Source organism: Nesterenkonia sandarakina (assembly GCF_014138825.1).
GTDB lineage: Bacteria > Actinomycetota > Actinomycetes > Actinomycetales > Micrococcaceae > Nesterenkonia > Nesterenkonia sandarakina.
In genome coordinates, this window is the sequence record NZ_JACJIH010000001.1 from 2,527,155 (window position 1) to 2,541,845 (window position 14,691).

The 14,691-nt window shown below is 69.5% G+C and carries 13 protein-coding genes; 7 read left to right on the forward strand and 6 right to left on the reverse strand.

What is annotated here, in order from left to right; all coding sequences use genetic code 11:
* Positions 1-14: 14 nt before the first annotated feature.
* From HNR24_RS11520 to HNR24_RS11535, 4 genes are all read left to right on the forward strand, one after another.
* On the forward strand, positions 15-1,067 hold the full coding sequence (locus HNR24_RS11520; protein WP_058889556.1) for an iron ABC transporter substrate-binding protein: 1,053 nt from the start codon (positions 15-17) through the stop codon (positions 1,065-1,067).
* Positions 1,068-1,136: 69 nt separating this feature from the next.
* Positions 1,137-2,672 carry an ABC transporter permease gene (locus HNR24_RS11525; protein WP_058889557.1) on the forward strand — a complete coding sequence of 512 codons (1,536 nt, stop codon included), beginning with the start codon at positions 1,137-1,139 and terminating at the stop codon, positions 2,670-2,672.
* Positions 2,669-3,943 carry an ABC transporter ATP-binding protein gene (locus tag HNR24_RS11530; RefSeq protein ID WP_182495855.1) on the forward strand — a complete coding sequence of 425 codons (1,275 nt, stop codon included), beginning with the start codon at positions 2,669-2,671 and terminating at the stop codon, positions 3,941-3,943. The genes HNR24_RS11525 and HNR24_RS11530 overlap by 4 nt, the downstream gene beginning before the upstream one ends.
* A 75-nt stretch (positions 3,944-4,018) precedes the next feature.
* A complete protein-coding gene (locus tag HNR24_RS11535; protein WP_182495856.1) occupies positions 4,019-5,923 on the forward strand; it encodes a heavy metal translocating P-type ATPase in 1,905 nt (634 codons plus the stop codon).
* A gap of 40 nt (positions 5,924-5,963) precedes the next feature.
* Here the strand turns inward: HNR24_RS11535 and HNR24_RS11540 are convergent, their stop codons facing one another.
* Entirely contained in the window at positions 5,964-6,701 is a 738-nt protein-coding gene (locus HNR24_RS11540) for a Crp/Fnr family transcriptional regulator (RefSeq protein WP_157075521.1), read from the reverse strand.
* Between the two features lie 198 nt (positions 6,702-6,899).
* Here HNR24_RS11540 and HNR24_RS11545 point away from each other — a divergent pair, with 198 nt between their 5' ends.
* The 3 genes from HNR24_RS11545 (at position 6,900) to HNR24_RS11555 (ending at position 9,767) form a co-directional block, all read left to right on the forward strand.
* Entirely contained in the window at positions 6,900-7,133 is a 234-nt protein-coding gene (locus HNR24_RS11545; RefSeq protein WP_106123558.1) for a heavy-metal-associated domain-containing protein, read from the forward strand.
* 94 nt (positions 7,134-7,227) lie between these two features.
* Positions 7,228-9,228: a heavy metal translocating P-type ATPase gene (locus tag HNR24_RS11550; RefSeq protein ID WP_106123557.1), complete on the forward strand. Its 2,001-nt coding sequence runs from the start codon at positions 7,228-7,230 to the stop codon at positions 9,226-9,228.
* Between the two features lie 113 nt (positions 9,229-9,341).
* Positions 9,342-9,767, forward strand: a complete 426-nt coding sequence (locus tag HNR24_RS11555) for a cupin domain-containing protein (RefSeq protein WP_058889562.1) — start codon at positions 9,342-9,344, stop codon at positions 9,765-9,767.
* 28 nt (positions 9,768-9,795) lie between these two features.
* Here the strand turns inward: HNR24_RS11555 and purM are convergent, their stop codons facing one another.
* The 5 genes from purM to HNR24_RS11580 all read right to left on the reverse strand — a co-directional run bounded on the left by purM (position 9,796) and on the right by HNR24_RS11580 (position 14,688).
* Entirely contained in the window at positions 9,796-10,983 is a 1,188-nt protein-coding gene (gene purM / locus HNR24_RS11560) for a phosphoribosylformylglycinamidine cyclo-ligase (RefSeq protein ID WP_182495857.1), read from the reverse strand.
* Complete coding sequence (gene purF, locus HNR24_RS11565; protein WP_058889564.1) at positions 10,980-12,548, reverse strand: amidophosphoribosyltransferase; 1,569 nt, start codon at positions 12,546-12,548, stop codon at positions 10,980-10,982. Before purF ends, purM begins: the two co-directional genes overlap by 4 nt.
* A complete protein-coding gene (locus HNR24_RS11570; RefSeq protein ID WP_058889565.1) occupies positions 12,535-12,858 on the reverse strand; it encodes a hypothetical protein in 324 nt (107 codons plus the stop codon). Before HNR24_RS11570 ends, purF begins: the two co-directional genes overlap by 14 nt.
* An 80-nt stretch (positions 12,859-12,938) precedes the next feature.
* Positions 12,939-13,298, reverse strand: coding sequence for a sterol carrier family protein (locus HNR24_RS11575; RefSeq protein ID WP_182495858.1), 360 nt, complete (start codon positions 13,296-13,298; stop codon positions 12,939-12,941).
* Positions 13,299-13,311: 13 nt separating this feature from the next.
* A complete protein-coding gene (locus HNR24_RS11580; RefSeq protein ID WP_182495859.1) occupies positions 13,312-14,688 on the reverse strand; it encodes an NAD-dependent succinate-semialdehyde dehydrogenase in 1,377 nt (458 codons plus the stop codon).
* Positions 14,689-14,691 lie beyond the last annotated feature (3 nt).

Sequence of the window (14,691 nt, forward strand, 5' to 3'; positions counted from 1 at the left end):
GAAGGAACACAGCTATGCGCAGAACTTCCCTGGCGGTCACTCTGGGCGCGATCCTCGCGCTGACCGTCACCTCCTGCGGCGACACCGCCGAGTCCGACGCAGACGCCGAAGGCGGGGAGGCCAGCGCCGAGGCGCAGAGCCTGGTGCTGTACTCAGGCCGCAATGAGGAACTGATCCAGCCGCTGATCGACACCTTCTCCGAGGAGACCGGCATCGAGGTCGAGGTCCGGTACGGAGACACCGCTGAGCTCGCCGCGCAGATCCTGGAGGAGGGGGAGGGCTCGCCCGCCGATGTCTTCCTCGCCCAGGACGCCGGAGCACTCGGAGCCGTGGCCGCCGAGGACCTCTTCGATGAGCTCGACGCCGAGCTTCTCGAGCAGGTGCCCGAGGCCTACCGCGACGCCGAGGATCAGTGGGTCGGTCTCTCCGGCCGTGTCCGCACCCTGATCTACAACACCGACACCGTGGATGAGGCTGACCTTCCTGCGAGCGTGGATGAGCTCACCGGCGCCGACTACACCGGCCGGGTCGGAGTCGCCCCCACCAACGCCTCCTTCCAGTCCTTCGTGACCGCGCACCGCGAGATCGAGGGCGAGGAGCAGACCCAGAGCTTCCTCGACGATCTGGCCGCGAACGATCCGCAGATCCGCGAGGGCAACGGTGAGATCGTCACCGACGTCGCCGAGGGTGTCATCGATATGGGTCTGGTGAACCACTACTACCTCTACAGCCGCGCCAAGGAGCTCGGTGAGTCCCCCGAGGAGCTGAACGTGGCGAACCACCTCTTCAACGACGGCGACGTCGGCTCGCTGGTCAATGTGGCAGGTGTCGGCGTGCTGAACTCCGAGAACCCCGCTGCAGCCTCCCTGGCCGAGTTCATGCTCAGCACCGAGGGTCAGACCTACTTCGCCGAGGAGACCGCGGAGTACCCGCTGATCGAGGGCGTCGACGGGCCCGAGGGCATGCCCAGCCTGGAGGAGCTCGACGCCCCCGAGATCGACCTGAACCAGCTCGATGACCTGGAGACCTCCGTGGAGATGATCATCGAATCGGGTCTGGTGGGCTGACCCATCTCCCCGCAGCTGCAAGCACCCGCGCGCACCGCCGCACGCTCCGTCTCCGCAGGGAACGGGCGCGTGGCGGTGCCGCTGTGGCTGCGCGCCGCCGCACTCATCGCCACCTCGGTGGCGCTGCTGCCGCTGATCTACCTGATCATCCGGCTGGCCCAGTTCCCGCTGCCGGACTTCCTGGACACCGTGTTCAGCGCGCGCAGCGCCCGACTGGCCTACACCTCCCTCACGCTCACCGGCACCGTCACCGTGGCCTGTCTGGTCCTCGGGGTGGGACTGGCGTTCCTGGTCACCCGCACCCAGCTCCCGGGGCGGCTGATCCTCGGGGTCGCCGCAGCGCTGCCGCTGGCGGTACCCAGCTACGTCGCCGCGTTCGGCTGGCAGTCCATGAACGCCCTTATCAACCCGGGCACCAGCTTTGAAGGCTTCCTCGCCGCGGCGATCGTGATCACCTCGGTGACCTACCCGTATATCTACCTCCCGGTGGTCGCCGCCCTGGTCTCGGTGGACCCGGCCCAGGAGGAGGCGGCCCGGGCGCTGGGCCGCGGCCCCGTAGACACGTTCTTCCATGTCACGGTCCGGCAGGCCGCGCCGGCGATCACCGCGGGCACCCTGCTCTGCGCGATCTACGTCATCGCCGACTTCGGTGCGGTCTCGATCCTGCGAGTGGATACCTTCACGCGGGCCGTGTTCACCAGCTTCTCCATGGGCTTCGACCGGCTCGGCGGGGTCGCGCTGTCCTCGGTGCTGCTGGTCTTCACGCTGTGCCTGCTGATCCTCGAAGGCCGGGTCCGCCGCACCGGGACCCGGTACTCCACGCTCTCCGGCGAGGGACGCGCCCGCCCGGCCCGTTTCAGCATGGGCCGGTGGGGGCTCCCGATCCTCGCGCTGGCCTGGGCGCCGGTGCTGACCGCGCTGGCGGTCCCGCTCTCCGCCCTGCTGGTCTGGAGCCTGCGCGGGGTCTCCCGGCCCGGGTCGCTGGCCGAGGTCGGCTCGGCGCTGCTGAGCTCGCTCTGGGCAGCCGGTCTCGCCGCGCTGGCCACCACCGCGATCGCGATTCCGCTGGCGCTGTGGCTGGCGCGGCGCCCCTCACGCCTGGCCCGGCTGCTCGAGCGCACCGCCTACCTGGCGCACTCGCTGCCCGGCGTCGTGATCGGACTCTCGGTGGTGATGCTCGGGATCGCCGTGCTCCCCGCGCTGTATCAGACCATGTGGATGCTGACCCTGGCCTACTGCGCGCTGATGCTGCCACTGGCCCTGGGACCGGTGCTCGCCTCCGCGCTCTCGGCGCCGCCGGAGTTGGAGGAGGCCGCGCAGTCCCTGGGCAGCAGCCCCGGCATGGGCTATCTGCGCGTGACGCTGCCGCTGATGCTGCCGGGGATCCTCTCTGGCGCGCTGCTGGTGCTGCTGACCACGATCAAGGAACTCCCGGCTACCCTGATGCTGCGCCCCACTGGCTTCGACACCCTGGCCACCCGGCTGTGGACCTACACCGGCGGCGAGTCCTATGCCGCCGCAGCTCCGTTCGCCGCGCTGCTCGTGCTCCTCGCAGCGGTCCCGGCCTGGATGATGATCTCGCGACTACTCAAGGAGGTCCGATGAATGCCACCGTTCGCGACACCCCTGCTGCTGGCCCCACCCCCGCAGGCACCGTCGCTGACGCCGGTGCCACGATGCTCGAAGTCTCGGGCGTCCAGGTGCGGTTCGGCGACCAGCCGGTCCTGCATGGGATCGACCTGAGCGTGCAGACCGGGACGACGACGGCGATCGTCGGCCCCTCCGGCTCGGGCAAGACCTCGCTGCTGCGGGTGATCGCCGGGTTCCTGGTGCCTGAGCGCGGAGCGGTCCGGCTCCATGGCGCCGACGTGACGGCAGTGCCCGCGCACCGGCGCAGCATCGGACTGGTCGCCCAGGACGGGGCGCTGTTCCCGCACCTCGACGTGGCCGGGAACATCGCGTTCGGGCTTCCGCGCGGCACCCCCCGCCGAGAACGGCAGCGCCGGGTCGCGGACCTGCTGGAGCTGGTCAGCCTCACCGGAGATCACGCCGCCCGACGCCCGGACCAGCTCTCCGGCGGGCAGCGTCAGCGCGTCGCACTCGCCCGGGCGCTGGCCCGGCAGCCGGAGATGATCCTGCTCGACGAGCCGTTCTCCGCCCTGGACGCTGGGCTGCGCGAGAGCACCCGGCAGGCGATCCGCGAGATCCTGCACGTCACCGGGACCACCACCATCCTGGTCACCCACGACCAGGACGAGGCGCTGTCCTTCGCCGATCAGGTCGCAGTGCTCAAGGACGGGCGGCTGCGCCAGATCGGTGCCCCCGAAGAGGTCTACACCCGGCCCTGCGACGTGGAGACCGCCCAGTTCCTCGGCGATGCGGTGCTGCTGCCCGGAGAGCTCATCAGTCAGCTCCCCTACCCGCTCGGCGCAGTCCACCCGGACCACCAGTCCGGCCAGACCCGCACGGCATGGGACGCCGCCACCGCCCTGGGCAGCGTGAACGTGGAGCTGGTCTGCCCAAACCTGGACAGCGCCCACGGGACCGTGCGCGGCGCCACAGGTCAGGTGATGCTGCGCCCGGAACAGATCACGCTCAGCGACCACGGTGTGGCAGCCACGGTGCTCAGCTCGCAGTACTTCGGTCACGACACCACCGCCCTGGTGAAGCTCGAAGGTGTGGCCTCGCCGCTGCGGCTGCGCCGGCTCAACGCGGTGCCGCTGGCCCCGGGCACCCAGGTCCAGCTCACCGTCGAGGGCGCAGGAGTCTTCTACCCGGCCTTCTCCAAGTGCCAGTCCTGCTCGGCCGGCCCCGCCTCGGTGCGGATCAGTTCCCGTCCCGAGGGGGACGCCCTCGTGGGGGCGCACCGGGAATAGCCCCTGAGAGCTGGCCATAATGCGGCCAGTGACGCCTTGCTATACAGCCGGGTGATTCCGGCGTATCAATGAGGCATGCGCAAGACCGCGCTCGGCCTGGCACGCTACCCGATGGTTCTCGCCACCGTGGCCGTCGGTCTGCTCGGAGGCGTCCTGGAGATCAGCGGCCAGTCCGACGGCGCGCGCTGGCTGATCTCCGGCTTCGCGGTGCTCATCGCGCTGCTCCAGGCCCGACGGATGATCAAGGATCTGCGCGCCGGAACCTACGGCATCGACCTGCTGGCGATCACCGCCATCGGCTCCACCGTGGCAGTGGGGGAGTACTGGGCCGCCCTGGTGGTGTGCCTGATGCTCTCCGGGGGTGAAGCCCTGGAGGACTACTCCGCCGGCCGCGCCCGCCGGGAGCTGACCGGGCTCCTGGAGAATGCTCCGCATACCGCCCACCGCCTGCGAACCGGCGGCGGACCCGAAGATGTCCCGGTGGAGGAGGTCGAGGTCGGAGACCGTCTGCTGGTGCGGCCCTTCGAGGTGGTGCCGGTGGATGGTGTGCTGCTGAGCGCCGCGGCCACCTTCGACGAGTCCTCGCTCACCGGAGAGTCCCTGCCGGTGGAACGCACCCGGGGGGAGGAGCTGCTCTCCGGCGCCGTCAACGGCGGTGAGGCGATCGAAGTCCGCGCCGCCGCCAACGCCTCCGAGTCCCAGTACCAACGGATCATCGCCCTGGTGCGCGAGGCGCAGGAGTCCAAGGCGCCCTTCGTCCGGCTCGCCGACCGGGTCGCGGTGCCGTTCACCCTGGGTGCGCTGGCGCTCGCCGCCGGGGCCTGGGCGGTCTCCGGGGATCCCTCCCGCGCCGCCGAGGTGCTCGTCGTGGCAACACCCTGCCCGCTGATCATCGCGGCACCGGTGGCCTTCATGGCGGGGATGTCCCGCGCGGCCAGCAACGGCATCATCGTCAAGAGCAGCGGCACCCTGGAGCAGCTGGCCCGGGTGAAGACCGCTGCCTTCGACAAGACCGGCACGCTGACCCACGGCAGGCCCCAGGTCACCGAGGTCGACGCCGTCGGGATCGGCCCAGACCAGATGCTCGCGCTGGCCGCCGGAATCGAGCAGTACTCCTCGCACCCGCTGGCCGCCGCAGTGGTCGCGGCCGCCCGGGGCAAGACCACCGGTGTGCCGCGCGCCCAGGACGTCACCGAGGTCCCGGCCAACGGGGTCCGCGGAGTGGTGGCGGGCCGCGCCGTCGTCGTGGGAAGCGGCCGGTTCATCACCGCAGAGACCGGTGAGCGCACTGAGCCCCCGCCGGCGGGTGCCAGCGGCGTGCACGTGGCGGTGGACGGCGCCTACGCCGGGTGCATCGCGCTCGCCGATGAGCTGTGTCTGGAGACCCGGGCCACGATGGCCTCGCTGCGCCGCGCCGGGATCGCAAGCACCGTGATGCTCACCGGCGACGGCGAGCACGTCGCCCGGCACATCGCGCAGCAGGCAGGGATCGACGACGTGCGAGCAGAGCTGCTGCCCGAGGACAAGGTCGCCGCAGTGCGTGCCGCAGAAGCCAGGCCGGTGATGATGGTCGGTGACGGGGTCAATGACGCACCTGTGCTGGCGGCCGCCGACGTCGGGGTGGCCATGGGTGCGCGCGGCTCCAGCGCCGCCAGCGAGTCCGCCGATGTCGTCATCACCGTGGACGACCTCGCGCGCAGCGCCCGGGCTGTGCACATCGGGAAGCGGACGATGCGCGTGGCGTGGCAGGCGATCTGGATCGGCGTCGGAATGTCGGTGCTGCTGATGCTCATCGCTGCGGCGGGCCTGCTGCCAGCCATCATCGGCGCCTGGCTGCAGGAGGTCGTCGACCTCGCCTGCATCCTGTGGGCGCTGCGGGCGATGCGTCCGAGCCGGATGGAGCGCGAGGAGGCGCGGCGGATGACCCGGGAGGTCGAGGCGTCCCGCAGCCAGCTCCCGCGCAGCCTGTCCTTCAGATGACCTGCGCAGATGACCTGGTGCAGATGACCTGCGCGGGGCGTCACGTGCGGATCACGACCTCTTCCAGGCCGGAGATGTCCCGCAGGGTGATGACGTCAGCATTGACGGTGATCAGCCCGTCATCGGAGAGGCGTGCCAGGGCCCGGCTCAGCGACTCCGGGGTCGTGCCGAGCATCGACGCGATGTCCTTCTTGCTCAGCGGCAGGCGGACTCGGGAGTCTCCGTCCTGAAGGTCCTCTCTGGTCCCGGCCTGGGAGGATCGGCGCAGCAGGGGCTGCTCGAGCAGGAAGTCCGCGACCCGGACGTCGACGTCGAGCGTGCTCAGCGCCAGCCGACGCTCAGCCTCGGCCAGCCGCTGCCCGAGGTTGCGCAGCATCTGCACCCCGATGCTGGGATGTTCGGCCATCAGATCGGCGAGGGCGTCATGAGAGAACACGCACAGCCGAGCATCAGCCAGCGCTTCGGCCTCCTCGAGCGTGCTGCCCCCGGTGAGGAAGCCGTGCTCTCCCAGGGACTGCCCAGGCCCGACCACCCGCACCAGGCGGCGGTGCCCGCTGGGCAGGGAGCGGCTGAGCTTGATCTGCCCGCTGTGCACCACGGACAGCTGGTGCGTCCGCTCCCCGGAGCCGTGCACCAGCTCCCCGGCCGCGAGCACCATGGGGCGGGCCAGGGACCCGACCAGGTCCTGCTGGTCCTGGGTCAGCCCGGAGAAGAGCGGGACCCGGCGCACACAGCTGACCTCGTCCCGATGGAGTGCTCGCAGCGGAAGAGTACGCATGATCACCGATTCTCCCCGGTCCTGCCGCGAGGTCAAAGCTGCGCGACCCTTCGGGCGCCGGCGATGCAGACGACACGCCCAGGCTCACGCCCATCCTCATCAACTTGACGCACGTCAAGGCCCCGTCAGTCCCCGATGGATACTGTGAAGGTGTACCAGTGAAGACAGAGACGATCACAGACGAGGAAAGGGCACACCATGTCGACTGCCACCACCACCCACACCACGTTCCGCGCCGAGGGCTTCTCCTGCCCCTCCTGCGTGGCCAAGATCGAGAAGCAGGTCAAGAAGCTCAAGGGCGTCGAGAACGTGGAGGTCCACTTCGCCACCGCGCGCGTCGAGGTCGACCATGACGCGTCGGTCACCTCGACCGACGACATCGTCGCCGCCATCGCCAAGGCCGGTTACAAGGCCGCTCCCTCCGCCTTCTGAGCGGACCCGGCCCGCGATCGAAGGATCGCGGGCTGACCGCGGCGCAGTTCCGGCTCTCGCGCACAGCCACAGATTTCTCAGAAAGGTCGCCTTCGTGAACAGGCTGCAGCAATGGGTCCTCAGCAGCTGGACCGTCCCGGTCATCTCCGGGGTGCTCATCCTCCTCTCCTTCGGGGTGGGGCGCCTGGGCGGGGATGCCTGGAACCCGGTCATAGGGCCGCAGTGGTGGATCGACGCCGGTGCCCACGCCCACGGATCGGGCGACGTCTTCGTGCTGGCCGACCTCTTCATGCTCGCGGCCGCGGTGGTCGCGGGCTACGGGATCGTCCTCAAGGCGGTCCGGGCGCTGATGATCAAGGTCATCGGCATCGACCTGCTGGTGGCCATCGCAGCCATCGGCGCGATCCTGATCGGCAACTTCTGGGAGGCCGCGGCGGTCACCTTCCTGTTCGCCATCGGACACGCCCTCGAGGCGGCCACCATGAACAAGACGCGTTCAGCGCTGGCCGAACTGGTCGCGGTCGCACCTGACACGGCGATCGTGATGCGCGAGGGCGCGCAGGTCGAAGTCCCGGCCCACCTTGTGCGCATGGGTGAGATCGTGCTGGTGAAGAATGGGGCCAAGGTCCCGGTGGACGGCCACGTCGTCTCCGGCACCGGCGCCATCGACGAGGCCTCCATCACCGGAGAGTCCATCCCGGTGGAGAAGGGCAAGTCCGACCAGGTCTTCGCGGGGACGGTCTCTCGAGGCGGCTTCCTCCAGGTGCTGGCCACCGGCATCGGCGCTGACACCACGCTGGCCCGGATCATCCACCGCGTGGAGGAGGCCCAGGACGCCAAGGCCAGGACCCAGGCGTTCATCGACCGCTTCTCCGGCTGGTACACCCCGGCGGTCATCGTGCTGGCCGTGCTGACCTGGCTGATCACCCAGGACGTGGTCCTGGCCCTGACCCTGCTGGTCATCGGCTGCCCCGGCGCCCTGGTGATCTCCATCCCGGTCGCGATCGTGGCAGGCATCGGCCGGGCGGCCCGCAACGGCATCCTCATCAAGGGAGGCGAGTACCTGGAGACCTCCGCGAAGATCTCGGTGGTCGCCGTGGACAAGACCGGAACCCTCACCCAGGGCAGGCCGCAGCTGACCGACATGGTGGTCCTTGACCCTGCGCTGGACCGCACCGAGGTCCTGCGCTGGGCCGCGGCCGCCGAGGCCGGCTCTGAGCACCCGCTCGCGAAACCCATCCTGGACTCCGCCGTCGAGGCCGGCGTCGGACCGAAGGGCACCCCGGGTGCGGTCACCCCCGTGCCTGGCAAGGGCATCGCCTCGGATCTCGACGGACAACGGGTGCTGATCGGCAACCTGCCGCTGCTGGACCAGTACGGCGTGCGCGACGACGTCGGCGCCGGCCCCGCGGCAGAGAAGCTCGCCGCGGCGGGCAGGACCCCGATGATCGTGGCAGTCGACGCCAAGGTCATCGGCGTGATCGCCGTGGCCGACGAGCTTCGCGAAGACGCCCCGGCCATGGTCGCCCGGCTGCATGATGCCGGGGTGGAGAAGGTCGTCATGCTCACCGGTGACACCCGTCTGGTGGCCGAAGCCGTGGGAGCCCGGACGGGGATCGACGAGATCCACGCCTCGCTCCTGCCGGAGGACAAGCTCGAGGCGGTGGCGCAGCTGCAGCGTGAGGGCCACACTGTGGCAATGGTCGGCGACGGGGTCAACGACGCCCCGGCCCTGGCCACGGCGGACATCGGTGTGGCCATGGGTGCCGCTGGTTCAGCGGTCGCCGTGGAGACCGCAGACATCGCGCTGATGGGCGACAATCTGATGAAGCTGCCTGAGTCCATCAGTCTGGCCAAGCGCACGGTGGCCGTGATGAAGCAGAACATCTTCATCGCCCTGGCCACCGTCGTGCTGCTGCTCGCCGGCGTCTTCGCGGGCGGGGTGACCATGTCGATCGGCATGCTGGTCCACGAGGCCTCCGTGCTGGTGGTGATCCTTAACGCCATGCGGCTCATGCGCAACGACCGGAACTCCACGGCCATGGCCAAAGAGCTGCGGAGCCCTGCCAGGGCCCGCGCAGCCGTGGACGCCTGAGCGCGACGGGCAGGTGAGCACGGCTGGCAGGGCGCTTGAGCGCAGCGGAGACGATGAGAGCTCCACGAAACCATCACCGGAGAACACGAGACGAATCGAGAAGGGAAGGCACCATGACTGAGAAGCACTTTGCCCTGGGGGGCAACGTCGAGCACTTCACCATTGCGGACATCGCCAAGGAGAACTCGAACTTCCGCAAGACGATCTGGACCGGGGAGCATGCACAGATCGTCCTGATGACGGTCCCCGCGGGCGGAGAGATCGGCGACGAGGTCCACGAGAACACGGATCAGATCCTGACCTTCATCTCCGGCAGCGGAGAGGCCGACCTCAACGGCGAGTCTCATCCGATCGAGGCGGGGGATCAGTGCGCGGTGCCAGCCGGCGCGCAGCACAACTTCCGCAACACCGGCGATGAGCCGCTGGTGCTCTACACGGTCTACTCGCCGCCGGAGCACGCCGCGGATGCCCAGTACGCGACCAAGGCAGAGGCCGACGCGGCCGAGGCCTCGGGCGAGGATGCCCCGCCGCAGGCCTGAGCCTCAGCAGCTCGGCCTCCGGGAGTTCTCAGGCGCCGTATCGGCCGGTCAGCAGCACGCCGCCGCCGTCGACGCCCTTGGCGCCCTGGACGAAGTCCAGACCGGCCTGGGTCACCCGTGACTCGTCAGCGCGGTAGGCGCTGACCTCCCCCATCACCCAGGCGCTCTGCCCGGCTGCGTTGAGCAAGGACACGGCGTCCTCGGCCCGTTCCGGGGCGACCACGGCGATCATGCCCACGCCCAGGTTCAGCGTGCGCTCCAGATCGGCCTGCGGGACCGAGCCGAGCCGTGCGATCAGGGAGAACACGGCGGGCCAGGACCAGGTGGAGCGGTCCACGGTCGCCATCAGTCCAGCCGGCAGCACGCGTGCCAGGTTGGCCGCGAGACCGCCGCCGGTGACGTGGCTGAAGCCGCGGACCGGAGCCTCCGGGGAGATCTCGGTCTCGGCCGGATCCCCGTTGAGTGCGGTGACCAGGTCCAGGCAGGGCGTGGTGTAGAGCCGGGTCGGTTCCAGCAGCTCCTGGCCCAGCGTCCGGCCGAACTCCTCGACCTCTCGCTCGTAGTCCCAGCCGGCGGAGGAGATCACCCGGCGGACCAGGGAATAGCCGTTGGAATGGATGCCGGAAGACGCCATGCCGATGATGACATCCCCGGCGCGCACCCGCTCTGGGCCCAGCACGGCGGAGGCGTCGACCACGCCGGTGGCGGCACCGGCGACGTCGTACTCCTCCGGCTCCAGCAGCCCGGGGTGCTCGGCGGTCTCCCCGCCGACCAGCGCGGTGCCGGTCTCGGCGGCGGCCTTGGCGATGCCGGAGACCACCGCGGCGATCCGGGCGGGCTCCACCTTCCCGGTGGCGATGTAGTCGGTCATGAACAGCGGCTTGGCGCCCATCACCACGATGTCATCGACCACCATCCCCACCAGGTCGAAGCCGATGGTGTCGTGGATGTCCATGGCCTGGGCGATGGCCACCTTGGTGCCGACCCCATCGGTGGAGGTCGCCAGCAGCGGCCGCGGCAGCCGCTTGAGCTCAGACGCGTCGTAGAGCCCTGCAAAGCCGCCCACACCGCCCATCACCTGCGGGGTGTGCGTGGCCTCGATATGGGCCTTCATCAGCTCGACCGCGCGGTCCCCGGCCTCCACGTCGACTCCGGCGGAGGCATAGGTGATCGGCGCGCCGGAACCTGATGCGGCGCTGGTGTTCTGTGCAGTCACTTCTTGGCCTCCGCGAGGGGGATCTCGTCGATGTCGAATTCGGCGTCCGGACCGGGGTCACAGCCGCCACCGGGGTTCTGCGTGGAACCGGCGTCTGTGGCCGAGGGCGTCTCCAGCAGCATCTTTCCGCGCCGGCTCTCCGGCGGCAGCTTGATCGGGTAGACCCCGGAGAAGCATGCGGTGCACAGGGTGGAGCGCGGCTGCTGGGTGGCCGCGATCATCCCGTCCTCGGAGATATAGGCCAGCGAGTCCGCTCCCACTGCCTGAGTGATCTCCTCCATGGTGGCGCCGTTGGCGATCAGCTCCGCGCGGGAGGCGAAGTCGATGCCGTAGAAGCAGGGCCACTGCACCGGCGGCGAGGAGATCTTCACGTGGATCTCGGCGGCACCGGCCTCCCGCAGCATCCGCACGATGGCGCGCTGGGTGTTCCCGCGCACGATCGAGTCATCGACCACCACCACGCGTTTGCCGCGCACCACGTGCTCCTGGACGTTGAGCTTGAGCCGGATCCCGAGCTGGCGCAGCGTCTGGGAGGGCTGGATGAAGGTCCGGCCCACATAGGCGTTCTTGATGAACCCCTGCGCGAAGGGCAGCCCGGAGGCCTCGGCGTAGCCCACCGCGGCCGGGGTGCCGGATTCCGGGACCGGGATCACGATGTCGGCGTCGTGAGTGTCCTCGCGGGCCAGCTGGCGGCCCATCTCCACCCGGGACTCGTAGACCGAGCGGCCGTTGATGTTCGCGTCCGGGCGGGCCAGGTAGACGTATTCGAAGACGCAGCGCGCCGGAGTGGCGGCGGCGAAGTGGTGCGAGCGCACGCCGTCGGAGTCGATCGCGATCAGCTCACCGGGCTCGATCTCCCGGATCACCGAGGCGCCCACGGTGGCCAGTGCGGACTGCTCTGAGGCGACCACCCAGCCGCTGGCCAGGCGGCCCAGCACCAGCGGGCGCACCCCGTGCGGGTCCCGGGCGGCGTAAAGCGTGTTCTCGTTCATGAACACCAGGCAGAACGCGCCTTCCAGGGTCGGCAGCAGGGCCATCGCCTGGTCTTCCAGGCTCTCCCCGGGCTGATCCTTGAGCAGCGCGGTGACCAGCGCGGTGTCGGTGGTGTTGCCCTGATTGAGCTCGCCGAAATCGGCGCGCCCGTGACGTTCGATGATCCGCTCGCGCAGATCTGCGGAGTTCGTCAGGTTGCCGTTGTGACCCAGCGCCACGGTCCCGTGCGGGGTGTCCCCGAGGGTGGGCTGGGCGTTGGACCACTGGCTGGCCCCGGTGGTGGAGTAGCGGCAGTGCCCCACCGCGATGTGCCCGGTCAGCGAGTTCAGCGTGGACTCGTCGAAGACCTGGGAGACCAGGCCGATGTCCTTGTACACCCGGATGCTCTTGCCGTCGGAGGCCGCGATCCCGGCCGATTCCTGACCGCGGTGCTGCAGGGCGTAGAGCCCGTAGTAGGCCAGCTTGGAGACTTCCTCCCCTGGTGCCCAGACGCCGAAGACTCCGCATTCATCCTGGGGCAGCGGGTCCTCGTCGAGCAGATTGAAGTTCAACCGACCATCATTCCGGGTCATGCGCAGGAGTCCTCTCTGCAGAGTCGATCTTCTGCAGGTCATAAGTGCGGGTGCGCTTGCGTGAGCGCCAGTCGATGAACAGCCAGGTCACAGCGCCCAGGGCGAGCCCGGGCATTGCGAAGGCCACGGTGAGATAGCCCAGCGAGCCGCGCAGCGAGTAGTCGTCGGCGGGGCCGGTGACCAGCACCACGACGACGGCGGCCAGCACGGCCGCAACCACGCCGGCGATCAGGAACGGGCTCAGTCGCGGGGTGGGGCGGACGGTCACCTGCCGGGGCTGCGGCTCGCCCGTCTGCTCACGTGATGACATGTCCTCCATGCTACCGGCCCTGCCTGGGTGCCGGCTCAGCCCGGCCCAGCCCCTGGGTCAGCCTCGCGCCAGCCCCTGGGTCAGCCTCGGGTCAGCGGCAGCAGCGCCGAGAGGTCCGCGCGGGTGCCGGAGGCGGAGATCCGCCCCTGGGCTCGCGCGCTCTGCCAGTCCGTGACCCCGGTGGCCAGCTCCAGCCAGTCCTGCGGGGCCAGCTCGACAACGTTCGGGGGAGTGCCGCGGGAGTGGGAGAGCCCTTCGACGCACTGGGTCACCCCGAAGGGCGGGACTCGGACCTCCACGGAGTTCCCAGGCGCGGTCTCGGCCAGCTCTTCGAGGAAGTACCGCACAGCAGTGGCCACGGTCCGGCGCTCGGAGTCTCCGGACTCCCATGCGCGGACCGCGGCCATGCCGTCGTCGGCGGTGATCCGACGTCGTGCCATGTTCAGCGGCTCGTCATCCGGCGATCTTCACCAGACGCTTGTTCACGAACTCCGCCATGCCGTAGGGGCCCAGCTCGCGGCCCACACCGGAGCGCTTCACGCCGCCGAAGGGAAGCTCCGCGGAGGTTCCTGGAGGCTGGTTCACGAAGACCATCCCGGTCTGGATCCGCTCTCCCACGCGCTGGGCGCGTGCTTCGTCGGTGGAGTAGACCGAGGCGGAGAGACCGTACTGGGTGTCGTTCGCCAGACGGATGGCCTCCTCCTCGTCGGCGACCTTGTAGACCATCGCCACGGGCCCGAAGAGCTCCTCGCCATAGGCGCGCATCTCCGGGGTGATGTCGGTCAGCAGCGTGGGCTGGTACCAGGCGCCGCCGCGTTCATCGAAGTCCCCGCCCATGTGCAGGGTCGCGCCCTGCTTGACGGTGTCCTGGACCTGTTCGTGCAGGTCCTCGGCTGCGGAGACCGAGGACATCGGACCGATGAAGGCCTCCTCGGAGAGCGGATCGCGCAGCTCGATCTTGCCCAGGGACTCCCGGAACGCCTCCATGAACTCGTCGTAGAACTCCTCGAGCACGATCACCCGCTTGGCGGCGTTGCAGGCCTGTCCGGCGTTGGCCATCCGACCGGAGACGGCGCCCTTGACCGCCTTGGGCAGGATCTCGCGATCCAGCACCAGCAGCGGGTCGTTGCCGCCGAGCTCGAGGACGACCTTCTTGAGGTTCTCCCCCGCGGTGGCGGCGACCTTGGTGCCGGCCCGCTCAGACCCGGTGAGCGAGACGCCCTGGACCCGGGGGTCGGGGATCACGATCTCCGCGATCTGCTGGCTGGAGACGTAGACGTTGGTGTAGGCGTTCTTCGGGAAGCCGGCGTCGTGGAAGATCTCCTCGATCGCGGCCGCAGACTCAGGGCACTGGGAGGCGTGCTTGAGCAGGATGGTGTTGCCGATCATCAGGTTCGGCGCAGCGAAGCGTGCCACCTGGTAGTAAGGGAAGTTCCAGGGCATGATGCCCAGCAGCACGCCCACGGGCTCGCTCTGCATGAAGGCACGCCCGTCGGGGGCGTCGGTGATCTCCTCGTCCTGCAGGAACTCTGCGCCGTGATCGGCGTAGTAGTTGAAGATCGAGATCACGATGTCCAGCTCCGAGCGCGCCTGCTTGACCGGCTTGCCCATCTCACGGGTGATGATCTCGGCGAGCTTGTCCTTGCGCTCCTCATAGAGCTCTGCGGCGCGGCGCAGCAGCTGCGCGCGCTCGGAGAGCTCGGACTCGGACCAGGAGGTGAAAGTCTCGGCGGTGCGGTCCAGGGACTCGCGCAGCTGATCGTCGGTGAGGGTGGCGAACTCCGCCTCGACCTCTCCGGTGGCTGGGTTGGTGACTTTATAGTCGGCCATGGG

What these genes read in the sequence shown, in the direction of transcription:
- HNR24_RS11520 (WP_058889556.1), top strand. Translation starts at nt 15, where the DNA reads ATGCGCAGAACTTCCCTGGCGGTCACTCTGGGCGCGATCCTCGCGCTG.
- HNR24_RS11530 (WP_182495855.1), top strand. Translation starts at nt 2,669, where the DNA reads ATGAATGCCACCGTTCGCGACACCCCTGCTGCTGGCCCCACCCCCGCA.
- HNR24_RS11535 (WP_182495856.1), top strand. Translation starts at nt 4,019, where the DNA reads ATGCGCAAGACCGCGCTCGGCCTGGCACGCTACCCGATGGTTCTCGCC.
- HNR24_RS11540 (WP_157075521.1), bottom strand. Translation starts at nt 6,701, where the DNA reads ATGCGTACTCTTCCGCTGCGAGCACTCCATCGGGACGAGGTCAGCTGT.
- HNR24_RS11545 (WP_106123558.1), top strand. Translation starts at nt 6,900, where the DNA reads ATGTCGACTGCCACCACCACCCACACCACGTTCCGCGCCGAGGGCTTC.
- HNR24_RS11555 (WP_058889562.1), top strand. Translation starts at nt 9,342, where the DNA reads ATGACTGAGAAGCACTTTGCCCTGGGGGGCAACGTCGAGCACTTCACC.
- purF (WP_058889564.1), bottom strand. Translation starts at nt 12,548, where the DNA reads ATGACCCGGAATGATGGTCGGTTGAACTTCAATCTGCTCGACGAGGAC.
- HNR24_RS11570 (WP_058889565.1), bottom strand. Translation starts at nt 12,858, where the DNA reads ATGTCATCACGTGAGCAGACGGGCGAGCCGCAGCCCCGGCAGGTGACC.
- HNR24_RS11575 (WP_182495858.1), bottom strand. Translation starts at nt 13,298, where the DNA reads ATGGCACGACGTCGGATCACCGCCGACGACGGCATGGCCGCGGTCCGC.
- HNR24_RS11580 (WP_182495859.1), bottom strand. Translation starts at nt 14,688, where the DNA reads ATGGCCGACTATAAAGTCACCAACCCAGCCACCGGAGAGGTCGAGGCG.